Origin of the sequence: Streptomyces sp. NPDC059787 (assembly GCF_042732315.1) — a bacterium.
GTDB classification, from domain to species: Bacteria; Actinomycetota; Actinomycetes; order Streptomycetales; family Streptomycetaceae; genus Streptomyces; species Streptomyces atrovirens.
Window position 1 is genome coordinate 24,173 of the sequence record NZ_JBHWHX010000039.1, and the last position, 21,743, is coordinate 45,915.

At 73.0% G+C, this 21,743-nt stretch carries 23 protein-coding genes and 1 riboswitch; of the genes, 11 read left to right on the top strand and 12 right to left on the bottom strand.

Features of this window, described 5'->3' with window-relative positions; genetic code table 11:
* Positions 1 to 442: 442 nt before the first annotated feature.
* The 3 genes from ACFV5H_RS28935 to ACFV5H_RS28945 form a co-directional block, all read right to left on the bottom strand.
* Positions 443 to 844, bottom strand: coding sequence for a DUF3040 domain-containing protein (locus tag ACFV5H_RS28935; RefSeq protein ID WP_385054016.1), 402 nt, complete (start codon positions 842 to 844; stop codon positions 443 to 445).
* 288 nt (positions 845 to 1,132) lie between these two features.
* Positions 1,133 to 1,903 (bottom strand): methyltransferase, encoded by a 771-nt coding sequence (locus ACFV5H_RS28940; protein WP_385197942.1) that lies wholly within the window; start codon positions 1,901 to 1,903, stop codon positions 1,133 to 1,135.
* Between the two features lie 88 nt (positions 1,904 to 1,991).
* Positions 1,992 to 2,591, bottom strand: coding sequence for an SAV_6107 family HEPN domain-containing protein (locus ACFV5H_RS28945; RefSeq protein ID WP_385197944.1), 600 nt, complete (start codon positions 2,589 to 2,591; stop codon positions 1,992 to 1,994).
* 166 nt (positions 2,592 to 2,757) lie between these two features.
* Between ACFV5H_RS28945 and ACFV5H_RS28950 the strand changes: the two genes are divergently transcribed.
* The 4 genes from ACFV5H_RS28950 to ACFV5H_RS28965 all read left to right on the top strand — a co-directional run bounded on the left by ACFV5H_RS28950 (position 2,758) and on the right by ACFV5H_RS28965 (position 8,104).
* Positions 2,758 to 3,471 (top strand): ATP-binding cassette domain-containing protein, encoded by a 714-nt coding sequence (locus ACFV5H_RS28950; RefSeq protein ID WP_385197945.1) that lies wholly within the window; start codon positions 2,758 to 2,760, stop codon positions 3,469 to 3,471.
* Positions 3,443 to 5,527 carry a YhgE/Pip family protein gene (locus tag ACFV5H_RS28955; protein WP_385197946.1) on the top strand — a complete coding sequence of 695 codons (2,085 nt, stop codon included), beginning with the start codon at positions 3,443 to 3,445 and terminating at the stop codon, positions 5,525 to 5,527. Before ACFV5H_RS28950 ends, ACFV5H_RS28955 begins: the two co-directional genes overlap by 29 nt.
* A gap of 35 nt (positions 5,528 to 5,562) precedes the next feature.
* Positions 5,563 to 6,192 (top strand): TetR/AcrR family transcriptional regulator, encoded by a 630-nt coding sequence (locus ACFV5H_RS28960; RefSeq protein ID WP_385197948.1) that lies wholly within the window; start codon positions 5,563 to 5,565, stop codon positions 6,190 to 6,192.
* Positions 6,193 to 6,607: 415 nt separating this feature from the next.
* On the top strand, positions 6,608 to 8,104 hold the full coding sequence (locus tag ACFV5H_RS28965) for a phytoene desaturase family protein (protein ID WP_385197949.1): 1,497 nt from the start codon (positions 6,608 to 6,610) through the stop codon (positions 8,102 to 8,104).
* Between the two features lie 6 nt (positions 8,105 to 8,110).
* On the opposite strand, the gene ACFV5H_RS28970 is transcribed toward ACFV5H_RS28965, so the two are convergent.
* The 6 genes from ACFV5H_RS28970 to ACFV5H_RS28995 form a co-directional block, all read right to left on the bottom strand.
* Entirely contained in the window at positions 8,111 to 9,058 is a 948-nt protein-coding gene (locus tag ACFV5H_RS28970; protein WP_385054000.1) for a hypothetical protein, read from the bottom strand.
* Positions 9,059 to 9,114: 56 nt separating this feature from the next.
* On the bottom strand, positions 9,115 to 10,038 hold the full coding sequence (gene metF / locus ACFV5H_RS28975) for a methylenetetrahydrofolate reductase [NAD(P)H] (protein ID WP_385053998.1): 924 nt from the start codon (positions 10,036 to 10,038) through the stop codon (positions 9,115 to 9,117).
* Between the two features lie 107 nt (positions 10,039 to 10,145).
* The gene (gene thiE / locus ACFV5H_RS28980; protein ID WP_385053995.1) at positions 10,146 to 10,811 is read right to left on the bottom strand and encodes a thiamine phosphate synthase; all 666 of its coding nucleotides are present in this window, start codon (positions 10,809 to 10,811) and stop codon (positions 10,146 to 10,148) included.
* Between the two features lie 140 nt (positions 10,812 to 10,951).
* Positions 10,952 to 11,317, bottom strand: a complete 366-nt coding sequence (locus ACFV5H_RS28985; protein ID WP_385053993.1) for an Rv2175c family DNA-binding protein — start codon at positions 11,315 to 11,317, stop codon at positions 10,952 to 10,954.
* 77 nt (positions 11,318 to 11,394) lie between these two features.
* On the bottom strand, positions 11,395 to 12,636 hold the full coding sequence (locus tag ACFV5H_RS28990; protein ID WP_385053990.1) for an NAD(P)/FAD-dependent oxidoreductase: 1,242 nt from the start codon (positions 12,634 to 12,636) through the stop codon (positions 11,395 to 11,397).
* Positions 12,637 to 12,668: 32 nt separating this feature from the next.
* Positions 12,669 to 13,007 (bottom strand): hypothetical protein, encoded by a 339-nt coding sequence (locus ACFV5H_RS28995; protein ID WP_385053987.1) that lies wholly within the window; start codon positions 13,005 to 13,007, stop codon positions 12,669 to 12,671.
* 43 nt (positions 13,008 to 13,050) lie between these two features.
* Positions 13,051 to 13,162, top strand: a riboswitch (TPP riboswitch).
* On the opposite strand from ACFV5H_RS28995, the gene thiO reads away from it, so the two are divergent.
* The 5 genes from thiO to ACFV5H_RS29020 all read left to right on the top strand — a co-directional run bounded on the left by thiO (position 13,160) and on the right by ACFV5H_RS29020 (position 18,446).
* Positions 13,160 to 14,326, top strand: a complete 1,167-nt coding sequence (gene thiO, locus ACFV5H_RS29000; protein ID WP_385053985.1) for a glycine oxidase ThiO — start codon at positions 13,160 to 13,162, stop codon at positions 14,324 to 14,326. (Overlaps the previous riboswitch by 3 nt.)
* The gene (gene thiS, locus ACFV5H_RS29005) at positions 14,323 to 14,523 is read left to right on the top strand and encodes a sulfur carrier protein ThiS (protein ID WP_385053982.1); all 201 of its coding nucleotides are present in this window, start codon (positions 14,323 to 14,325) and stop codon (positions 14,521 to 14,523) included. Before thiO ends, thiS begins: the two co-directional genes overlap by 4 nt.
* Before the next feature lie 2 nt (positions 14,524 to 14,525).
* Positions 14,526 to 15,323, top strand: a complete 798-nt coding sequence (locus ACFV5H_RS29010) for a thiazole synthase (protein WP_385053980.1) — start codon at positions 14,526 to 14,528, stop codon at positions 15,321 to 15,323.
* Between the two features lie 284 nt (positions 15,324 to 15,607).
* Positions 15,608 to 17,533 carry a Stk1 family PASTA domain-containing Ser/Thr kinase gene (gene pknB / locus ACFV5H_RS29015; protein ID WP_385053977.1) on the top strand — a complete coding sequence of 642 codons (1,926 nt, stop codon included), beginning with the start codon at positions 15,608 to 15,610 and terminating at the stop codon, positions 17,531 to 17,533.
* A gap of 34 nt (positions 17,534 to 17,567) precedes the next feature.
* The gene (locus ACFV5H_RS29020; RefSeq protein ID WP_385197951.1) at positions 17,568 to 18,446 is read left to right on the top strand and encodes a deoxyribonuclease IV; all 879 of its coding nucleotides are present in this window, start codon (positions 17,568 to 17,570) and stop codon (positions 18,444 to 18,446) included.
* A 13-nt stretch (positions 18,447 to 18,459) separates the two neighbouring features.
* On the opposite strand, the gene ACFV5H_RS29025 is transcribed toward ACFV5H_RS29020, so the two are convergent.
* Positions 18,460 to 19,107 (bottom strand): sulfite oxidase-like oxidoreductase, encoded by a 648-nt coding sequence (locus ACFV5H_RS29025; RefSeq protein WP_385053971.1) that lies wholly within the window; start codon positions 19,105 to 19,107, stop codon positions 18,460 to 18,462.
* 184 nt (positions 19,108 to 19,291) lie between these two features.
* Here ACFV5H_RS29025 and bfr point away from each other — a divergent pair, with 184 nt between their 5' ends.
* Positions 19,292 to 19,810 (top strand): bacterioferritin, encoded by a 519-nt coding sequence (bfr, locus tag ACFV5H_RS29030; RefSeq protein ID WP_385053969.1) that lies wholly within the window; start codon positions 19,292 to 19,294, stop codon positions 19,808 to 19,810.
* Between the two features lie 8 nt (positions 19,811 to 19,818).
* Here bfr and ACFV5H_RS29035 read toward each other — a convergent pair whose 3' ends face one another.
* Positions 19,819 to 20,055 carry a bacterioferritin-associated ferredoxin gene (locus ACFV5H_RS29035; RefSeq protein WP_385053966.1) on the bottom strand — a complete coding sequence of 79 codons (237 nt, stop codon included), beginning with the start codon at positions 20,053 to 20,055 and terminating at the stop codon, positions 19,819 to 19,821.
* Positions 20,056 to 20,208: 153 nt separating this feature from the next.
* Positions 20,209 to 21,561, bottom strand: coding sequence for a class II 3-deoxy-7-phosphoheptulonate synthase (locus ACFV5H_RS29040; RefSeq protein ID WP_085572866.1), 1,353 nt, complete (start codon positions 21,559 to 21,561; stop codon positions 20,209 to 20,211).
* 96 nt (positions 21,562 to 21,657) lie between these two features.
* Here ACFV5H_RS29040 and ACFV5H_RS29045 point away from each other — a divergent pair, with 96 nt between their 5' ends.
* Positions 21,658 to 21,714 (top strand): trp operon leader peptide, encoded by a 57-nt coding sequence (locus ACFV5H_RS29045; RefSeq protein WP_107062014.1) that lies wholly within the window; start codon positions 21,658 to 21,660, stop codon positions 21,712 to 21,714.
* Positions 21,715 to 21,743: the final 29 nt, after the last annotated feature.

The following is a 21,743-nucleotide window of genomic DNA, read 5'->3' on the forward strand; positions in this document are numbered from 1 at the left end:
GCCGTCACGACAGCAGGGCCGAGCCCCACCGCCCGCCCACCACGGGCCGTCACGACAGCAGGGCCGAGCCCCACCGCCCGCCCACCACGGGCCGTCACGACAGCAGGGCCGAGCCCCACCGCCCGCCCACCACGGGCCGTCGTGCCGCTGGGGCGGCACGGGTGGGTGCGACGGCGCCCCGCAAGCACCGGGCCGCGCGACCTGCCCCCGCCCAGCACCCACGCCGGTGGGCCCCGCACGGCCTGCCACGGCTGCCCGCGGAGAGCGGGGGACGGTCGCGCCCACCCTCCCCCGCTCCCACTCTCGGCTTCGCTCGAGCGGGGGACTCCCATCACCCTGGGAGTACCTCCCAGGCCCTTGAGGCACCGGCTGCCCGCGGGAACGGGAACGCGAAGGGGCGACCACCGTGCGGTGGTCGCCCCTTCGGCAAGTTTTCAGTTGGCTAGCGGCCGCCCTGTTCGTCGCGGCGGCGCTGCCAGCGTTCCTCGATGCGGTCCATCACCGAGCGGCGCTGTCTGGCCTGGCGGCCCGCCTGTGGCGTGCCCGTCGCGCCGGCGGCCTGCTCTCCCGGCTTGGGTGCCTTGCGCCAGCCGGTCACCGCGAGAACCGCGCAGCCCAGCATGACGAGGAATCCCACCACACTGAGCCAGACCTGCTGGGCGACCATACCGGCCATGAGGAGCGCAATACCCACGAGGAAGCCCGCGACCGCCTGGTAGACCCGTCGCCGGGTGTACGTACGCAGCCCGCTTCCCTCGAGCGCCGTCGCGAACTTGGGATCTTCGGCGTACAGCGCTCGCTCCATTTGCTCGAGCATGCGCTGCTCGTGCTCCGAGAGCGGCACGGAGTCCTCCTCATCGTGCAGTCGCCGGGGCGACCCGGGGGGTCCCTTCAGGATAGGCAGGGAATCGCCCCCGTGAAACCCGCCCCTCTGCGCCAATTGGCCAACCGGTACCAGCCATCACGTCCCGGCCCGCTGAGGCTTCTCATTCCCCGGCGGCCGACCCGTCATGCCCGGCGGTCTCCCTCGATCATACGGCGCCAAGCCGCCATTCGGGGGGCCTGTGGCGCACTCCATGCGCGGCGGGGCCACCGGACGCGCCGCTGATCAGCGGCGCGTCCCGGCAGCCGCTCAGGCCTCCGGGGTCCCCCGCGTCTCACCGAGCACATGAAGTTGCGTGGCCACGGAGTGGAAGGCGGCGAGCTCGGCCGCCACCGCCTCCAGCTTCAGCAGCGCGTCCAGGGCTCCGGGCTCGGTGTCGACGAGCACGCCGGGGACGAGGTCGGCGAAGACCCGCACGCCGTGCACGGCGCCGACCGTCAGGCCCGCGCCCTCCACGAGCGCGGTGAGCCGGTCGGCGGTGAAGCGGCGCGGCACGGGGTCGCCGGTGCCCCATCGGCCGTCCGGGTCGTCGAGTGCCTGCTTGGCCTCCGTGAAGTGACCGGCGAGGGCACGGGCGAGCACGGCGCCCCCGAGGCCCGCGGCGAGCAGGCTGAGGACGCCGTCGGGGCGCAGGGCCGCCACCGCGTTGCGGACACCTTCGGCGGGGTCGTCGACGTACTCCAGGACGCCGTGGCACAGCACGATGTCGTAGCCGCCGCGCTCGGCCACGTCGAAGAGGCCCCGGGCGTCGCCCTGGACGCCCCGCACCCGGTCGGCGACGCCGGCCTCGGCGGCGCGGCGCTCCAGGGCGAACAGCGCGTTGGGGCTGGGGTCGACGACGGTCACCTGGTGGCCGAGCCGGGCGAGGGGCACCGCGAAGTTGCCGCTGCCGCCGCCGGTGTCGAGGACGTCCAGCGCCTGCCGTCCGGTCGCCTTGACCCGGCGTTCCAGGGCGTTCTGGAGGACCTCCCAGACCACGGCGGTACGGAGGGCGGCGCGGGGCCGCATCGGGTCCGACACGGTAGTTGACTCCTCGGAGGGCGATCGGGCTTCAGGCGGTGTCCACCCTATGGCCTGCGCCGTGGTTTCCGGCCACCTGGCTGGAGGGCTAGGGGGCGGCGCGCGGTGTTTCGCCCCCTCCGCCCCTTCCCTTCCCGTCCCCGGGGACTTCGCCTCCGGACCCCCTTCGCGCGGTTCCCCGCGCCCCTGGGAGGGGCAGGACCGGTTGGAGGACCAGCATCTGTTCGACCAGGCGGAGGAACATCGCGACGTCGCGTATCAGGTCGTCGGCGTCGCGGACGGTGGCCGCGCCCTGGATGCCGGCCTCGGCGCGGGCGCGGCGCCGGGCCCCGGAGGCGAACAGCGCGCTCCACTCGGTGAGCTCGGGCGCGATCTCGGGGAGCACTTCCCAGGCGCTCCGTATCCGGGCCCGGGCCCGGGGCGAGGTCTCGGGCCGGCCGCGGGCGGCGAGCACGGCGGCGGCGGTGCGCAGGGCGGCGAGGTGGGCCGTCGCATAGCGCTCGTTGGGTGTCTCGAGGACGGCGGCCTCGTCGAGTCCGGCACGGGCCTGGGCGAGCAGGTCGAGGGCGGCGGGCGGGGCCGTGGCGCGGCGCAGCACGGGGTGGATGTCGCTCGCCGGGCCGTTCAGTGAGGGGGCAGGGCCGGTTGCGCGGCGCCGACGGGCGGCGGCTGCGGACGGGTTGGCCATGACGAACCTCCTGTCGTCTATGTGACGGCTCCCCTACTAAGAGGTGCCGTATGTACACATCGTGAGGTATGCCACTGACAATCCGTTCTGACCTGGGCTTTTGCTTCGATCGACTGTTCGCGTTAGTTTTTGCACTGACCAGTCAGTTCAAAAACAGGGGGACTTGGTGGACGGTCCGTCCGGACTCGCCGTCACGGCCCGCGGCCTCGGCCTGAAGGGGCCCCGGGGATGGGCGTTCCGCGGGGTCTCGGCCGACGCGGAGCCCGGCTCGCTGATCGCGGTGGAGGGGCCGTCCGGGTCGGGCCGCACCTGCCTGCTGCTCGCCCTCACCGGCCGGATGCGGCCCACGGAGGGCCTGGCCTCCGTGGGCGGGCTGGAACTGCCCAGGCGCATGTCCGCCGTACGCCGCCGCAGCGCCCTCGCGCACGTCGCCGGGGTCACCGACCTCGACCCGGCCCTCACCGTCGGCGAGCACCTGCGGGAACAGGTCCTGCTGCGGCGCCGTTTCGGCGGCCCTCGACCGCGCCCCCGCGTCGACGACGCGCTCACCAGCGCCGGCCTGGACCTCACCTCCCTCCCCAAGGCCGCGCGGACCGCCGTACGGGATCTGGAGCGGGTGGAGGCGCTGCGGCTGTCGCTCGCGCTGGCGCTGCTGGGGCGCCCCGGGCTGCTCGGTGTGGACGACACCGACCTGAAGCTCTCGTCCGCCGAACGGGACGCGGTCTGGGCCCTGCTGCGGTCCGTCGCCGGCGCCGGCACCACCGTGCTGGCCGTGTGCGGCGAGGCACCACCTGACGTGACGCCCGTCCGCACGGGAACCGAACGGCACGACGACGGGAAGGAGGCCGCCGATGCGATCGCCGCGACTGGCCGCTCTTGAGCTCCGGCGCTTCGGCCGGGGCAGGCTGCCGCGCGCGGCCCTGGTCGCCCTGCTGGTGCTGCCGCTGCTGTACGGCGCCCTGTACCTGTGGTCGTTCTGGGACCCGTACGGCCGTCTGGACCGGATCCCGGTGGCGCTGGTGAACGACGACAAGGGGGCCGGTGCCGACGGGAAGCGGCTCACCGCGGGCGACGACATCGCCGAGGGGCTGCGCGACAGCGGCACCTTCGACTGGCGGGAGGTGAGTGCGGAGGAGGCCCGGCGGGGCGTCGAGGACGGCACGTACTACCTGTCGCTGACCATGCCCGCCGACTTCAGCCGCCGTATCGCCTCCAGCTCGGGCGACTCCCCCGAGACGGGCGCCCTCCAGGTGCGGACGAACGACGCCAACAACTACATCGTCGGGCAGATCTCCCGGACGGTCTTCGGCGAGGTGCGCCGAGCCGCGTCCACGAAGACCTCGCGCTCCTTCCTGGACCGGATCTTCGTCTCGTTCTCGGACATCCACGGCGAGACCGTGAAGGCGGCCGAGGGGGCCGACAAGCTGAGCGGCGGCATCGGGAAGGCGGAGAAGGGCTCCGAGGACCTCGCCGACGGCCTGACGGACGCCCGCAAGGGCAGCGGCAAGCTCTCCAAGGGCCTGAAGGCCCTCCACAAGGGCGCCGGAGACCTGGAGGACGGCTCGAAGAAGGTCGCGGACGGCACGCGGAGACTCGCCGACAAGGTGAACGCGGTCGACACCGAGGTGGGCCCGTTCCTGGAGGACAACGAGAAGACCATCGGCGACACCGCGCGGTTCGTCGCCGACTCGGCCGGAAAGCTCCGCGCGGACCTCGACACCCTGGAGGAGGAGGCGCCGGCCGCCGCGAAGGACGCCCGCGCGGCGTCCGACACCATGGACGAGATCCACGAGGCGCGCTGCGCGGACCCCGTCCTGCCCGACCCCGCCTGCCCGGACCTGAAGAAGGCCCGGGACGCGGTGGCCACGGCGGCGGACGTCGCCGGCGACGTCGGTTCCCTGGTCACCGAGCACCGCGACGACCTGAAAAAGCTCGACACCCACCTCGCCGCCCTGGAGAAGCAGGCCCGGACGCTCGCCGACCGCGCCCCGCACCTCTCCGAGGACCTCGACGACGCCGTCACCAGGATCAACAGGCTCGACGCCGGGGCCGGCAAGGTCGCCGCCGGCGCGAAGAAGCTGAACAAGGGACTCGGCACCGCCGAGACCGGCGCCGCGGACCTGGACAAGGGCGTCGGCGAGCTGAAGACCGGCGCGGACGACCTGAAGGGCGGCCTCTACAAGCTCGTCGACGGCTCCGGCGAACTCGCCGGCGGTCTGCACGACGGTGCCGGGAAGATCCCCGACTACGACGAGCGGGACCGCGACCGGCGCACCGAGGTGATGGCCGACCCGGTCCGGCTCGTCTCCCGCGACCTGCACAAGGCGCCCGACTACGGCACCGGCTTCGCCCCGTACTTCATCCCGCTGTCGCTGTGGGTGGGCGCGATGGTGGCGTACATGCTGATCGCGCCGATGAACCGGCGCGCGCTCGCGGCGGGCGCCTCCGCCTGGCGGATCGCGCTGGCGGGCTGGCTGCCGGTGGTGGCGATCGGGGTGCTGCAGACGCTGGCGCTGATGTCGGTGCTGCACTGGGCGCTCGGGCTGCAGATGGCGCGGGCGGCCGGGACGGTGGGCTTCCTGTTCCTGGTGACGGCGTGCTTCGCGGCGATCGTGCAGTGGCTGAACGCGCGCTTCGGCGCGGCCGGCCGGATCCTCGTCCTCGCGCTGCTGATGCTCCAGCTGACCTCGGCGGGCGGCACGTACCCCGTGCAGACCAGCCCCGGCTTCTTCAACGCGCTGCACCCGTTCCTGCCGATGAGCCATGTCGTCGGGGCGCTGCGGCGGCTCATCACGGGCGGTGGCCTCGGACCGGTGTGGCAGGCGTGCGCCGTGCTCGCGGCCTTCACCGCGGGCGCCCTCGCGCTCACCGCGCTGTCGGCCCGCCGCCGCCAGGTGTGGACGATGGACCGGCTGCACCCGGAGCTGACCTTGTGAACGGACGGACCGGCGTTCCTGTGACAATCAGGGCCATGGAACGCAGCAGCACCACGCCGGGCGGCAGTGCCCGCCGCGAGGCCACCCGGCAGAAGCTCTACGAGGCGGCCGTCACCCTCATCGCCGAACAAGGTTTCTCCGCCACCACCGTGGACGAGATCGCCGAGCGGGCGGGGGTCGCGAAGGGCACGGTCTACTACAACTTCGCGAGCAAGTCGGTCCTCTTCGAGGAGCTGCTGCGGCACGGGGTCGGTCTGCTGACCGCCTCCCTGCGGGAGGCGGCCGAGCGGACGGCCGCGGAGGGCGGCGGCAAGGTCGACGCCCTGGACGCGATGATCCGCGCGGGGCTCGTCTTCATCGACCGTTACCCGGCCTTCACCCAGCTGTACGTGGCCGAGCTGTGGCGCACCAACCGGGCCTGGCAGTCCACGCTGATGGTGGTGCGGCAGCAGGCCGTGGCGGTGGTCGAGGGCGTGCTGCGCGAGGGGGTGGCGAACGGCGAGTTCAGCGACGAGATCGACGTCCCGCTGACGGCGGCGGCACTGGTCGGCATGGTGCTGGTGGCCGCGCTGGACTGGAAGTCCTTCCAGCCGGAGCGCTCCCTGGACGACGTGCACTCCGCCCTGTCCCGGCTGTTGCAGGGACGGGTCAGCGGCCGCCGCTGAACCTGGACGGACGAAGGCGCCGGCCCGACGGTGGCCGCGTCCCCCGCGGGCCACCGGCGGACCGGCACCTTCCTCGCTCCCCCGTGCGTTCCCCCAGAACCCCGTCGTGGTCGTCCCCCGGGTTCCCCCGTGCCTCGCTCCCACTGACGGTGCCGGCGGAAGGAGCGGATCGTGGGCCCGTACCGTTCCGGCGCCCCGTGTCGCCGGTTCCGGGGCCGGGCCCCTCTCCGTGGCCTCCACTCTCCCGTTCCCGGGGGCCGGCCCCCATCCGCGCGCGTACTCAACTCGGCGGCTAGGTACGGGTACTCAGGGCTGCGCACGCGCGCCCACGGCCCGGTGCCGCCGCCTGGAGCCCGGGGCGGGGGCGCGGGTACTCGGGGACGGGCTGTCGGTGGCGGCGGATAAAGTCCCTGGCATGGCACGGATTGCGGTGATCGGCGCCGGGATGGGCGCGATGGCGGCCGCCGCCCGGCTGGCCGTCGCGGGCCACCGGGTGACGGTGTACGAGCGGACGGAGACGTACGGCGGCGCGCTGCGCCGTCTGGAGCGGGACGGGTTCGCCTTCGACACCGGGCCAGGACTGCTCCCGCTGCCGGCGGTCTACCGGGACCTGTTCGTGAAGACCGGCAGGGAGCCGCTGGAGGCGTGCGTCGAGCTGGTCCAGGTCGACCCGTCGTCGCACCACGTGTTCGCGGACGGTACGCGCGTGTCGCTGCCGAACGCCTCCCGCGCGGGCGTCGTCTCCGCGCTGGAGGAGAGCCTCGGGGCGGACGCGGCCCGGCGCTGGGGGGACTTCCTGGTGCGGGCCCGGGAGACCTGGGACCGGTCGCGCAGGCCGCTGCTGGAGGAGCCGCTGTGGCCCAACTGGCGGGTGCTGGCCGAGCGTGAGCCGTATCCGGCGGTCCCGCACAGGAAGCTCCTGCGCACGCGTACGGCGGGCACGCTCGCGGAGGCCGGTGCGTGGGAGCTGCGCGATCCCCGGCTGATCGCGCTGCTGGAGAGCCACGCGCTGGCGTACGGCCTCGACCCCCGGGAGACCCCGGCGAGCGCGGCGGTACTGCCGTACATGGAGCACGCCTTCGGCATGTGGTACGTGCGCGGCGGCATGCGGGAGCTGGCGCGGGCGGTGTACGAGCGGTGTCTGGCCCGCCGGGTCGAGTTCCGCTTCGGCGCGGAGGTCGCCGGATTGACGGAGAAGGACGGCCGGGCGGCGGGGCTGGAGCTCGCCGACGGCACCGTCGCGGAGGCGGACCTCGTGGTCGCCGGGGTGGCTCCCGGGGTGCTGGACCGGCTGAGCCGGGGGACGCGGGTGCGTGCCGCCGGCGAGGTCCCGGCCCAGCGGGGGACGGCGAGCAGGGTGACGGTGGCGCTGGCACTGCGGGGCGGGCGCCCGGAGGGGACCCCGCACCGTACGGTCGTGCACACGGACGACCGGGAGGCCGAACTGGATTCACTGTCCGGTGCGCCCGTGGGCCTCCCCCCGCGGCCCACGGTCACGGTGCTGCGGCCGGACGACCCGGCACTGGTCCCCGACGCCGGCCACGAGGCGGTCACGGTGACGTCGGTGGTGCCCGCCGGGACCGAGGAGTCCTGGGACGCGTACGCCGAGCGTCTGATCGCCGTCGCCGAGCGTGCGGTGCCCGGTCTGCGCGACCGGCTGCTGTGGCACGAGACGCGCACCCCGGCCGACATCGCCGGGGAGACCGGCGCGGAGGGCGGCGCGGTGCCGGTACCGGCGCTGGCCGCGGCGGGCGGGCGGCTGCTGCACCCGGCCAACAGCACCGGGATGGCGGGGCTGTTCACGGCCGGCGGCTGGTCCCACCCCGGCGGCGGGCTCCCGCACGCCGGGATGTCGGGGGCACTGGTCGCCGGGCTGGTCGTGGAGGGGCCGGAGTTCCGCGGGTCGCAGTGAGCGCGCTCAGTAGCGGTACTGCTCGTCGTACCCGGTGCCGTTGCCGTGCGTCTGTCCGTCGCCCTGGTACGGGTACTGCTGCTCGGGCGGGAGTTCACCGCCGTACGGATCGTCGGCGCTGCGCTGCTGCGGGACCCACAGGCCGCCGGCCGGGGTCTCGCCGCCGTAGCCCTGCTGGGCGTACGGGTCCTGCCCGTAGCCCTGCTGGGAGTACTGCTGCGGGTCGGCGTAGCCGGTGTCGTACGAGGTGTCCCCGTAGGCCGAGTTGCCGATGTACGGGTCGGAGTAGGCCGCGTACTGCTGCTGGCCGGTGGTGTCGTAGCCCTGCTGCTGGCCGTAACCGGAGTAGTCGTAGGCGTAGTTGGGGTCGGCCCCCTGGGCCGCCGCCGCGTACTGGTCCTGGGCCGGGGCCGCGTACCCGGTGTCGCCGCCGTAGACGCCGTAGGAGCCGGTGTCGTCGGGCATGGGCTGCGGCTCGTAGACGGCGGTCGTCTCAGCGGCCGCCGGCTGGTCGGGGCGGGCGGCGGGGGTGAACACGTCGTCGCGGTCGTAGTCGTCGTCCGCCTGGTGGCCGGCCCGGTCGCGGGGGGCGTCGCTCTCGTCGCCGTGGCCGGCGCCGGACGCCTCCAGGCCGGAGACCTCCAGGGTCGGCTCCTGGCGCCCGCGGCCGCCGCGGCGGCCCTTGGCGGCGGCCAGCACCGGCGCGTTGACCGCCCAGCCGGCCGCGAAGCCGCGGCGGAACGACAGGGTCACATAGGTCTGGCCGACCGCGAAGGCCGCGGCGCCCAGCCCGATGACGACCACGGACGGGATCAGCACGCCGAGCACGACGCCGAGGAAGCCGGCGAAGGCGAGCAGCCGCCAGCGCAGGCGTGCCTTGTACTGCAGCAGCACCTCACCGAGCAACCACAGCGCGACGATGCCGAACGCGATGTAGAGGACCGCCCAGCCCATGTACGCCCCTCTCCCAGTGGTCGCTACTCAGTGTGTCGTATATGAGTGCGACCGGTCTAGGCCCGCGGTGGGTGGTGCAGGCCCAGGTTCTCGTAGATTTCCAGGGTCGCCGTGGAGTTGTTGAGCGTGATGAAGTGCAGTCCGGGCACTCCCTCGGCCAGCAGCCGGGCGCAGAACTCCGTGGCGAACTCGATACCGATCGAGCGTACCGCCGCCGGATCGTCCTTCGCTGCGAGGATCCGCTCTTCGAGGGCCTCCGGGAACACGGCGTTACTGAGCTTTGGCAACCTCTCCAGCATCTTCACGCTGGTCACCGGCATGACCTCGGGAATCACCGGGGTCTCGCAGCCCGCCGCGTGGACTCGGTCACGCAGCCGCAGATAGGACTCGGGCTGGAAGAACATCTGGGTGATCGCGTAGTCGGCGCCGGCCCGGCACTTGTCGACGAAGCGGGCGACGTCGGTGTCCCAGTCGGCCGAGCGCGGGTGCATCTCCGGGAAGGCGGCGACGCCGACGCAGAAGTCGCCCGACTCCTTGATGAGCCGGACGAGTTCGGCGGCGTAGGTCAGCCCCTGCGGGTGCGGCACCCAGTCGCCCATCGGGTCGCCGGGCGGGTCGCCGCGCACGGCGAGCATGTTGCGGATCCCCGCGTCGGCGTACTGGCCGATGATGTTGCGCAGTTCGGCGACGGTGTGGTCGACCGCGGTGAGGTGGGCGACCGGGGTGAGGGTGGTGTCGGCGACGATCTGCTGGGTCTCCTTGACCGTGCCGGCGCGCGTGGAGCCGCCCGCGCCGTAGGTCACGGAGACGAAGTCCGGCGCGACCGCCTCGACCCTGCGCAGCGCGCTCCACAGGTTCCGCTCGCCCTTGGGGGTCTTCGGCGCCGAGAACTCGAACGAGAACGTCGTCTTGCCGGCGGCGAGCATGTCACGCACGGTGCGTGCGCGGTCAGTCCTGGTGGATGCGGTTCCGAGGGCCATACCGGCAGGTTAGCCAGGGGGCGGCGGTCCCCCAACCGGATGCGGAATATTTGTCCGGAATGCCGACTTGTTGTCCACCCCTTGGACAAACCTGAGACGCGCGGGGGTCATCCGGCGTCCGGGGGCGCCGCCTGTCGCAGCCGCTTCGCGAACTCGGCCGCCGCCGCGCGCGGGTCGTCCGCCTCGGTGACGGCCCGTACGACGACGACCCGGCGGGCACCGGCGTCCAGCACCTCGTCGAGGTTGCCGAGGTCGATGCCGCCGATGGCGAACCAGGGGCGCTCGGTGCCCAGGGCGGCGGTGTACCGGACGAGGTCCAGGCCGGGGGCGTGGCGGCCGGGCTTGGTGGGGGTGGGCCAGCAGGGGCCGGTGCAGAAGTAGTCCACGCCGGGCTGGACGGCCGCCGCGGCGGCCTCGGACCCGGCGTGCGTGGAGCGGCCGATCAGGACGTCGTCGCCGAGGATCGCGCGGGCGGCGGGGACGGGCAGGTCGCCCTGGCCGAGGTGGAGGACGTCGGCTCCGGCGGCGTGGGCGACGTCCGCGCGGTCGTTGACCGCGAGCAGCTTGCCGTGCCGGGCGCAGGCGTCGGCGAGGACCGCCAGGTGCTCCAGTTCCTCGCCGGCCTCCATGCCCTTGTCCCGCAGCTGCACGATGTCGACCCCGCCGGCCAGGACCGCGTCCAGGAACTCCGGAAGATCCCCCTGCCGCCTGCGGGCGTCGGTGCACAGATAGAGCCGGGCGTCGGCGAGCCGGGCGCGAGCGGTGGCGGTCACAGGAGGATCCCCCAGGGTGTCGGCGGCGTACGGGCCCGGCGGGCCCGCCGCAGGGACCCTATGCCGCCGGCGCGGGTGTCCCCGGGCCGGGGCCCGCGCCCCGGCCGGTGGTGTTCGGATCGTGGACGGTCGGGGCCGGGTCAGACCGCGAGCGCCTGGGCTCGGCGCTTCACCTCCGTGCCGCGGTTCTCGCCGAGTGCCTGGGCGGGCGTGCCCGGCAGGGAGGGGTCGGGGGTGAAGAGCCATTCCAGCATCTCTTCGTCCGTGAAGCCGTCGTCCCGCAGGAGCGTCAGGGTCCCGGTCAGGCCCTTGACGACCTTGTCCTCGTCGATGAAGGCGGCGGGCACGTGCAGCGCGCGGTTCTCACCTCGGCGTACGGCGATGAGCTGGCCCTCCTTGACCAGCTGCCGGACGCGCGTCACCTCGACATCGAGCATTTCGGCGATGTCGGGCAGGGTGAGCCAGGCGGGGACGAGAGCATCGATCTTTGCGTCAATCTCGGTCACGGGACAAGCCTGCCATCTGCCACCGACAGCCGGAAGTCAGCCCCGCCCACCTGGGCGGACGCGCCGGGCCGGGAGCATCACGCCGCCGCCGACTTCAGGGGCCGCGCCGGGTCCGCCAGCAGCTCCGCGTCCATCGCCGTGCCCGCCTCGATCAGCCGGCGCCCCTGCGTCAGGTCCCGGGGCCGTCCCACCGCGAGCAGCGCGACCAGGCGGGACTCCCGCAGCCAGCAGACGCTCCACGCCGCCTCGGCGGGGTCCCCGCGCCACACCGTCCGGTCGGCGTCCGCGTGATGTCCCGCGTACTGCACGAAGCGCCCGAACTGCTCGGACCAGAAGTACGGCACCGGGTCGTAGACCACCGGCTCCCGGCCGGTGGCCGCGCCGAGGATGTTCACGGCGACCGTGCGCGGCCCCTGGAGGGCGTTGTCCCAGTGGTGGACCAGCAGGCGCTCGCCGTAGCGCCCGGACGGGAAGGACGCGCAGTCGCCGACCGCGTACACGTCCGGCAGGGAGGTCGTCAGATGGTGGTCGGCGACGACCTCCCCGTGCGCCCCGAGCTCGATCCCGGAGCCCGCCAGCCAGCCGGTGGCGGGCCGGGCCCCGACGCCGACGACCACGGCGCCCGCGGGCAGCCGCGTGCCGTCGTCCAGGACCGCGGCGCCGGGTTCGACGCGCTCCACGCGCGCGTGCGTGCGCAGTGTGACGCCCGCCTCGGCGTACCAGGCGGCCATCGGGGCGGCCACCTCGGCGGGCAGCGCCTCGACGAGCGGCCGCTCCCCCGCCTCCACGACGGTGACCGCGCAGCCCGCCTCGCGGGCCGCCGTGGCGAACTCCGCGCCGATCCAGCCGGCGCCGACCACCACGATGTCGTGCTGCCGCGCGAGCACCGGCCGCAGCCGCGCGGCGTCGTCCAGGGTGCGCAGCAGATGCACGCCGGGCACGCCCTCCGTGCCCGGCAGCCGGACCGGTTCCGCACCGGTGGCGACCACCAGGACGTCGTACGGGACGGGCCCGTTCTCCGTGTCCAGTTCGTGGTCGGCGGGGCGCAGGCCGAGCACCTCGCAGCCGAGCCGCAGTTCGATGCCGGCGTCCTCGAAGTCGACGTCGAAGGCGGAGTCCTCGGCCTTGCCGAGCAGCACCGCCTTGGACAACGGCGGCCTGTCGTACGGCTGGTGGGGTTCCGCGCCGATCAGGGTCACGGTGCCGGTGAAGCCCTGCTCCCGCAGGGCGAGGGCGGTCTGCACACCGGCCATGCCCGCGCCCGCCACCACCACCCGCCGCGGCTCGGACCGTCCCGGTCCCTGCGTCTGCTCGCTCACCCGATCACCTTAGACACCCGACGCGGCGTCGATCAGCCGAGCTGCTCCACCACGCTCGTCCCGCTGCCCGGCTGCGACTCCCACTGCCATTCCTCCTCCAGCCGCACCCGTCCGTCGGGCAGTTCCACGACCGTCGACACGCAGTGCCCGGAGGAGGTCGTGCCGTCCCGCTTGAGCTGCACGTACCGGAAGTCCAGCCGGTCCCCCGCGCGGGTGCCCACCAGGTGTCCGCGTACGACGTCGCCGCCCTCGTACTCGGCCCAGATCTCGCCGCCCCGCTCGTGGTAGGTGAACCGGGTGCGGGTGCCGACCTGGCCGGGGGCCTGGTCGGCCACGGGGGCGAGGACGAGTCCGTCGAGCGAGCGGGCCACGGTAAAGACTCCCTTGCAGGCGCGTTGCTAGGGTGGCCAACGTACAAGCACTCGCGGGAGCCCGGACGCACCGGGCTGAGAGGGAGGCTGGCGGCCTCCGACCGTACGAACCTGATCCGGGTCATGCCGGCGAAGGGAGGGGCTGGACGCCCATGTCGCCCACGCGTACCTCAGACGTCCTCGTCGTCGGGGGCGGAATCATCGGTCTGGTCACCGCCTGGCGGGCCGCGCAGCGCGGTCTCGCCACGGCCGTGGTGGACCCCGAGCCGGGCGGCGGCGCCGCCCGGGTGGCCGCCGGGATGCTGGCCGCCGTCACGGAACTGCACTACGGCGAGGAGACCCTGCTCGGTCTGAACCTCGCCTCCGCGCGGCGCTATCCCGGCTTCGCGGCCGAACTGACCGAGCTGACCGGCCACGACCTCGGCTACCGCGCGTGCGGCACGCTCGCCGTGGCACTGGACGCCGACGACCGCGCCCACCTGCGGGAACTGCACGCCCTGCAGCAGCGGTCGGGACTGGACTCGCAGTGGCTGTCCGGGCGGGACTGCCGGCGCCTGGAGCCGATGCTCGCGCCGGGGGTGCGCGGCGGCCTGCGGGTGGACGGCGACCACCAGATCGACCCCCGGCGGCTGGCGGCCGCACTGGTCACCGCCTGTGAGCGCGCGGGCGTGACCGTCCACCGCGCGCGGGCCGAGCGGCTCGTCGTCGCGGGAGACCGTGCGACGGGCGTGGCCACGGCCGACGGCACCGAGCTGGTCGCCGGGCAGGTGGTGCTCGCCGCGGGCAGCCTCAGCGGGCGGCTCGCGGGCGTCCCGGCGGACGTGCTGCCTCCCGTGCGCCCCGTGAAGGGGCAGGTGGTGCGGCTGACGATGCCCGCGCGGCACGGCCCCTTCCTGAACCGGACCGTACGGGCCGTGGTGCGCGGCAGCCACGTCTACCTGGTGCCGCGCGAGAACGGCGAGCTGGTGATCGGGGCGACCAGCGAGGAGATGGGCTGGGACACCACCGTGACCGCGGGCGGTGTGTACGAGCTGCTGCGCGACGCCCACGAGCTGGTCCCCGGCATCACCGAGCTGCCGCTGACCGAGACCCGGGCCGGACTGCGTCCCGCCTCCCCCGACAACGCGCCGCTGCTCGGCCCGACGGAGCTCGAGGGGCTGCTGCTCGCCACCGGCCACTACCGCAACGGTGTCCTGCTGACGCCGGTCACCGGCGACGCCATGGCGGAGGCCCTGACCACCGGCGCCCTGCCGGAGGTGGCTCGCCCCTTCACCCCCCGGCGCTTCGGCGCCGCCGTCCGCGCGGAGCAGCCCGTATGAACATCTCGGTCAACGGGGAGCGCCGGGAGTTCGCGCCCGGCACGGCTCTCGACCTCGTCGTGGGGTCGCTCACCGCGGCACCCTCGGGGGTGGCCGCCGCCCTCAACGAAACCGTCGTCCCGCGCGCGCAGTGGCCCGCCACGCCCCTCCGTGAGGGTGACCGCGTGGAAGTCCTGACCGCCGTCCAGGGAGGCTGACCGTGGCCGACGATCCGTTCCTCCTCGGTGGTACGTCCTTCACGTCCCGCCTGATCATGGGCACCGGCGGGGCGCCGAGCCTCGACGTGCTGGAGCGGGCGCTGGTGGCGTCCGGGACGGAGCTGACGACCGTCGCGATGCGGCGGGTGGACCCCTCGGTGCACGGGTCCGTGCTGTCGGTGCTGGAGAGGCTGGGCATCCGGGTGCTGCCGAACACGGCGGGGTGCTTCACCGCCGGGGAGGCCGTGCTCACCGCGCGGCTCGCACGGGAGGCGCTCGGCACGGACCTGGTCAAGCTGGAGGTCATCGCCGACGAGCGGACGCTGCTGCCGGACCCGATCGAGCTGCTGGACGCGGCGGAGACGCTGGTCGACGACGGGTTCACGGTGCTGCCGTACACGAACGACGATCCGGTGCTGGCGCGGAAGCTGGAGGAGGTGGGGTGTGCGGCGATCATGCCGCTGGGGTCGCCGATCGGGTCGGGACTGGGGATCCGGAATCCGCACAACTTCGAGTTGATCGTGGAGCGGGCGGGGGTGCCGGTGATCCTTGACGCGGGGGCCGGGACCGCGTCCGATGTGGCGTTGGCGATGGAGTTGGGGTGTGCGGGGGTGATGCTGGCGTCGGCGGTCACCCGGGCGCAGGCGCCGGTGGTGATGGCTTCCGCCATGCGGTGTGCGGTGGAGGCGGGGCGGTTGGCCCGGCTGGCGGGGCGGATTCCCCGGCGGTGGTTCGCCGCCGAGGCGTCGTCTCCCGCGGAGGGCATGGCCGTGCTGGATCCGGAGCGGCCGGCGTTCTGACGGTGCCGGGGCTGCGGCTGGGCGGGGCGGGTTTCGCTCGCCGGCGCTTACAGGGTGCCGCTGCGCCCACCCGTGCCGCCCTGGGGGCGCCTCCCAGGCCCTCAAGGCACTGGGGGGAGGCACGATTGCCCGCGGTTACGCGGCGGGGCGCCCGCGGTTACGGCGGTGGGGGTGGCCGCGGTTACGCGGCGGGGCGCCCGCGGTTACGCGGTGCACGTCACAGGTCCGCTTCAACGGGGGATGAACGGGTCGGGGGTGTCGGTGGGGGCTCGTAGACTCGGGGCGTGGATACGACCCTTCAGGACCCCCTGGTCGGGCAGGTGCTCGACGGCCGGTATCGCGTCGAGGCGCGGATCGCGGTCGGCGGGATGGCCACGGTCTACCGGGCCGTGGACACCCGCCTGGACCGCATCCTCGCGCTCAAGGTGATGCACCCCTCCCTCGCGGCCGACGGCTCGTTCGTCGAGCGGTTCATCCGCGAGGCGAAGTCGGTCGCCCGGCTGGCCCACCCGAACGTGGTGCAGGTCTTCGACCAGGGCACCGACGGGGCGTACGTCTATCTGGCGATGGAGTACATCGCCGGCTGCACCCTGCGCGACGTGCTGCGCGAGCGCGGCGCGCTCCAGCCGCGCGCCGCGCTGGACATCCTGGAGCCGGTGCTGGCCGCGCTCGGCGCCGCGCACCGGGCCGGGTTCGTGCACCGGGACATGAAGCCCGAGAACGTGTTGATAGGGGACGACGGCCGGGTCAAGGTCGCCGACTTCGGGCTGGTCCGCGCCGTGGACTCGGTGACGAACACCACGGGCACCGTGCTGGGCACGGTCTCGTACCTGGCTCCCGAGCAGATCGAGAACGGCGTCGCCGACCCCCGCGTGGACGTCTACGCCTGCGGCATCCTGCTCTACGAGATGCTGACCGGCGAGAAGCCGCACGACGGCGACTCCCCCGCGATCGTGCTCTACAAGCACCTGCACGACGACGTGCCGGCCCCGTCGGCCGCCGTGCCCGGCATGGCGTACGAGCTGGACGAACTGGTCGCGTCGGCGACCGCCCGCAACCCCGGGATCCGCCCGCACGACGCGGTGGCGCTGCTCGCGCGGGTCCGCGCGGGGCGCGGCCGGCTCACCGCCGAGCAGCTCGACGCGGTGCCGCCGCAGGCGCTGACGTCGGAGCACGACAACGCCGAGGACCGTACGAGCGTCATCCCGCGCTCGCTCAGTGTCCCCCGCCCGCTGCCCGTCAACGAGGACGAGCCCGCGGACCCCGTGCACCACACCAGCCGGTTCCGGTCCCCGCCGCCGCTGCCGCCCCGGCGCCGGACGGCGCTGCGGCGCGGGCCGATGGCGATCGTCGTGGCCGTGCTCCTGGTCCTCGGGGTCGGCACGGGCATCTGGTACATCAACTCCGGCCAGTTCACCAAGGTCCCGCCGCTGCTGGGGAAGACCGAGGAGGAGGCCAGGGACCGGCTGACGGACGCCGGGCTGGACACCGGCCGGGTGGAGGAGGCGTACAGCGACACCGTGGAGCGGGGCACGGTGATCAGCACCGACCCGAAGGCGGGCACCCGTGTCCGCGGCAGCGACTCGGTGTCGCTGACCCTCTCCAAGGGCCCGCAGACCGTGCGGGTGCCCGACCTCGACGGCTATCGGCTGGACAAGGCGCGGGACCTGCTGAAGGACGACGGTCTGGAGCCCGGCATGGTGACCCGGGAGTTCAGCGACTCCGTGGAGCGGGGCTCGGTGATCTCCACGGAGCCGGGCAAGGGCACGAAGGTCCGCGCGGGCTCGGCGGTGGCGCTGACCGTGAGCAAGGGCAGCCCGGTGGACGTGCCGGACGTGACCGGCGACGACGCGGAGGACGCCCGCGCGGAGCTGGAGGAGGCCGGTCTCAAGGTGAGGATCGCCGCCGAGCGGGTCAACTCCGAGCACGACGCCGGTCAGGTGGCCCGGCAGACCCCGGGCGCGGGGCGGCAGGCCGCCGAGGGCGACACCGTGACGCTGACGCTGTCCAAGGGCCCGGAGATGATCGAGGTGCCGGACGTGATCGGCGACAGCGTGGACGAGGCCAAGCGGAAGCTGAAGGACGCCGGGTTCGACGTGGACGAGGACCGCGGGCTGCTCGGACTCTTCGGCGACACCGTCAAGGGCCAGTCCGTGGACGGTGGGGACACCGCGCCCAAGGGCTCGACGATAACCATCGAGATCCGCTGACGGACGGGGCCGGCGCACGTGACACCCTTGACGGGTGAAGAGTCACCTGTCCGGTCCCGCCCGCAACCCGGTCGGCGGCCACGTCCCCGTGGCCGGCGGTCTGCACTCCGTCGGCCTGTCCTACGCCCGTGACCTGAACGCCGAGACGGTGCAGGTCTTCGTCGCCAATCCGCGCGGCTGGGCCACCCCGGCCGGCAACCCCCGGCAGGACGAGGCGTTCCGCGCGGCCTGTGCGGCCGGTTCGATCCCGGCGTACGTGCACGCCCCGTACCTGATCAACTTCGGCTCCCACACCGAGGCGACCGTCGAGCGGTCCGTGGAGTCGCTGCGGCACTCGCTGCGGCGCGGCCGGGAGATCGGCGCGCTGGGCGTGGTGGTGCACACGGGCAGCGCGACCGGCGGGCGGGAGCGGGCGGTGGCGCTGCGGCAGGTACGGGAGCACATGCTGCCGCTGCTCGACGAGCTCACCCATGACGACGACCCGTTCCTGCTGCTGGAGTCCACGGCGGGACAGGGCTCCTCACTGTGTTCGCGGACCTGGGACTTCGGGCCGTACTTCGAGGCGCTGGACGCCCATCCGAAGCTGGGCGTCTGCCTGGACACCTGCCACATCTTCGCGGCCGGCCACGACCTGACCGGGCCGAGCGGGATGCGCCGAACGCTGGATCTGCTGGTGGACACCGTCGGCAAGGGCCGGCTGAAGCTGATCCACGCCAATGACTCCAAGGACGTGGTCGGCGCACACAAGGACCGGCACGCGAACATCGGCGCCGGACACATCGGCGAGGACCCGTTCCGGGCGCTGATGACGCACCCGGCGACCGAGGGCGTACCGCTGGTCATCGAGACGCCCGGCGGCAAGGAGGGACACGCCGCGGACGTGGAGCGGCTGAAGAAGCTCCGGGACGCCTGAGACCGTACGGCTGTCAGAGCTCGGGCCCGTCCCCGGGCCCCTCCTGGTAGGAGTAGCGCTGCTCCGTCCAGGGGTCGCCGATGTTGTGGTAGCCGCGCTCCTCCCAGAAGCCCCGGCGGTCGGCGGTCATGTACTCCACACCGCGCACCCATTTGGGGCCCTTCCAGGCGTACAGATGGGGGACGATCAGCCGCAGCGGGAAGCCGTGCTCGGCGGTGAGCAGCTCGCCGTCCTTGTGGGTGGCGAAGAGGGCGCGCTCGGAGGTGAAGTCGGCCAGCCGGAGGTTGGAGCTGAAGCCGTACTCCGCCCAGACCATCACATGGGTGACGTCCGGCGCGGGCGGGGCGATGTCCACGACGGTGCGCGCAGGGATCCCGCCCCACTCGGCGCCGACCATGCTGAACTTGGTGACGCAGTGCAGGTCGGCCTCGACGGTGGTGTACGGCAGGGCCGTGAACTCCTCGTGGTTCCAGCAGTGCTTCGCACCGTCGGCGGTGGCGCCGAAGACCCGGAACTCCCAGCGTTCGGGCCGGAACTTGGGGACCGGCCCGTAGTGCGTGACCGGCCAGCCCTTCTGCAGTCGCTGCCCCGGCGGGAGCTCGAACCGCTCCGCTCCTTCTGCTGCGCGCTCCCCCGATTCGCGTTCCGCCGGCTGACCCATGCCTCCATCCTGACAGACCGGTGGCGATGCCCCTGAACCGGGCCCGGCAGATTCGGTCAAACAGGTACACAACCAGCCAAGCGTGGACTTACTTACTAAGTGAGTACTTACTGGACGATCTTCTCCGCCGATGCAATCATGCGCCCCAACCTGCCAGTTCCCCCGCGCGGAAGGAGCCCATGCGATGCAGGGCGACCCCGAGGTCATCGAATTCCTGAACGAGCAGCTGACCGCCGAGCTCACGGCGATCAACCAGTACTTCCTGCACTCGAAGCTGCAGGACCACAAGGGCTGGACGAAACTCGCCGAGTACACGCGCGCCGAGTCCTTCGACGAGATGCGCCACGCCGAGGTGCTCACCGACCGCATCCTGCTGCTCGACGGCCTGCCGAACTACCAGCGGCTGTTCCACGTCCGGGTCGGGCAGAGCGTGACCGAGATGTTCCAGGCCGACCGGGAGATCGAGCTGGAGGCGATCGACCGGCTGCGCCGCGGGGTGGAGGTCATGCGCAACAAGGGCGACATCACGTCGGCCAACGTCTTCGAGGCGATCCTGGCCGACGAGGAGCACCACATCGACTACCTGGAGACCCAGCTCGACCTGATCGAGAAACTGGGCGAGTCGCTGTACCTGTCGACGGTCGTCGAGCAGTCCCAGCCCGACTCGTCGGGTCCGGGGACGAGCGGCTTCTCGACCCACTAGGGCAGGTACTACGCGGCTTCCGGGAGCTTCGCCGCGAGCGGCGGCTCGCCCTGGTCGACGAGCTGCCGGCGCGGACAGGAGCCGCGGCCGAGCAGTGCCTGGATGCGCCGTACGCAGCCGCCGCAGTCGGTGCCCGCCTTGCAGGCGGAGGCGATCTGCCGGGGCGTGCACGCTCCGGCGTCCGCGTGACTCCTCACCTGTTCCTCGGTCACACCGAAGCAACTGCACACGAACACGCGGTTCACCTCCCGGGAAGACACTGGGCCGAGCCGCCCCGACCCCTGGTCGGTGAGGCTAACCTAACCTTACCTGTCGCCCGAAGGGCACAGAAGTGGGGTGGGGCGCGATCCTGTGTGATACACGCCCCACCCCTCAGCCGGTATCACCGGCCGCGCCGGTCACTGGTCGCGGTACATCTCCGCGACGAGGAACGCCAGGTCCAGCGACTGGCTGCGGTTGAGCCGCGGGTCGCAGGCCGTCTCGTAGCGCTGGTGCAGATCGTCGACGAAGATCTCGTCGCCGCCGCCCACGCACTCGGTGACGTCGTCGCCGGTGAGCTCCACGTGGATGCCGCCCGGGTGGGTGCCGAGCCCCTTGTGGACCTCGAAGAAGCCCTTGACCTCGTCGAGCACGTCGTCGAAGCGGCGGGTCTTGTGCCCGGAGGCCGCCTCGAAGGTGTTGCCGTGCATCGGGTCGGTCACCCAGGCCACGGTGGCGCCGGACGCGGTGACCTTCTCGACCAGCTCGGGGAGCTTGTCGCGGATCTTGTCCGCGCCCATCCGGACGATGAAGGTCAGCCGGCCGGGCTCCCGCTCGGGGTCGAGGCGCTCGATGTACTGCAGCGCCTCCTCGGCCGTGGTGCTCGGGCCGAGCTTGATGCCGATCGGGTTGCGGATCCTCGAGGCGAACTCGATGTGCGCGTGGTCCATCTGCCGGGTGCGCTCACCGATCCACACCATGTGCCCGGAGACGTCGTAGAGCTGCCCGGTGCGCGAGTCGACACGGGTGAGCGCCGACTCGTAGTCGAGCAGCAGCGCCTCGTGCGAGGAGAAGAACTCGACGGTCTTGAACTCCTCGGGGTCGGTGCCGCAGGCCCGCATGAAGTTCAGCGCGTTGTCGATCTCCCGGGCGAGCTGCTCGTAGCGCTGGCCGGACGGCGACGACTTCACGAAGTCCTGGTTCCAGGCGTGCACCTGGCGCAGGTCGGCGTAGCCGCCGGTGGTGAAGGCGCGCACCAGGTTCAGCGTGGACGCCGACGCGTGGTACATGCGCTTCAGCCGCTCGGGGTCCGGGATCCGGGCCTCTTCGGTGAAGTCGAAGCCGTTGACGGAGTCGCCCCGGTAGGTGGGCAGCGTCACGCCGTCGCGGGTCTCGGTCGGCTTGGAGCGCGGCTTGGAGTACTGGCCGGCGATCCGCCCGACCTTCACGACCGGCACGGATGCCGCGTACGTGAGCACGGCGCCCATCTGGAGGAGGGTCTTGAGCTTGTTGCGGATGTGGTCGGCGGACACGGCGTCGAAGGCCTCGGCGCAGTCGCCGCCCTGGAGGAGGAACGCCTCTCCCTTGGCGACGGACGCCATCCGGGCGCGCAGCTGGTCGCACTCGCCCGCGAAGACGAGCGGCGGATACGACTCGAGGTCCGCGATCACTGCGCGCAGAGCCTCGGTGTCGGGGTACTCGGGCTGCTGCGCCGCGGGCAGGTCTCGCCAGGTGTTGCCAGCGCTCGGGCTGGTCTTAGCGTTCACGGTCACGCCCTCAACACTACGGGGTGCTCCCGCCGCCTCCGGGCCATGCCCAGAAAGTGAGACAGGCGATACGTTCCGTGGACATGGGGTAGGGTGCGTCACATGTTCGCGCACTCGACCCAGAACTGGTGGTGGCCCGCTTCTCCGGCGGCCCACTGACTGCGCGTACGCACAGACTTCGCGAAGGC

What these genes read in the sequence shown, in the direction of transcription:
- ACFV5H_RS28945 (WP_385197944.1), bottom strand. Translation starts at nt 2,591, where the DNA reads ATGGCCAACCCGTCCGCAGCCGCCGCCCGTCGGCGCCGCGCAACCGGC.
- ACFV5H_RS28955 (WP_385197946.1), top strand. Translation starts at nt 3,443, where the DNA reads ATGCGATCGCCGCGACTGGCCGCTCTTGAGCTCCGGCGCTTCGGCCGG.
- ACFV5H_RS28960 (WP_385197948.1), top strand. Translation starts at nt 5,563, where the DNA reads ATGGAACGCAGCAGCACCACGCCGGGCGGCAGTGCCCGCCGCGAGGCC.
- ACFV5H_RS28965 (WP_385197949.1), top strand. Translation starts at nt 6,608, where the DNA reads ATGGCACGGATTGCGGTGATCGGCGCCGGGATGGGCGCGATGGCGGCC.
- ACFV5H_RS28970 (WP_385054000.1), bottom strand. Translation starts at nt 9,058, where the DNA reads ATGGGCTGGGCGGTCCTCTACATCGCGTTCGGCATCGTCGCGCTGTGG.
- metF (WP_385053998.1), bottom strand. Translation starts at nt 10,038, where the DNA reads ATGGCCCTCGGAACCGCATCCACCAGGACTGACCGCGCACGCACCGTG.
- thiO (WP_385053985.1), top strand. Translation starts at nt 13,160, where the DNA reads ATGTCGCCCACGCGTACCTCAGACGTCCTCGTCGTCGGGGGCGGAATC.
- thiS (WP_385053982.1), top strand. Translation starts at nt 14,323, where the DNA reads ATGAACATCTCGGTCAACGGGGAGCGCCGGGAGTTCGCGCCCGGCACG.
- ACFV5H_RS29025 (WP_385053971.1), bottom strand. Translation starts at nt 19,107, where the DNA reads ATGGGTCAGCCGGCGGAACGCGAATCGGGGGAGCGCGCAGCAGAAGGA.
- bfr (WP_385053969.1), top strand. Translation starts at nt 19,292, where the DNA reads ATGCAGGGCGACCCCGAGGTCATCGAATTCCTGAACGAGCAGCTGACC.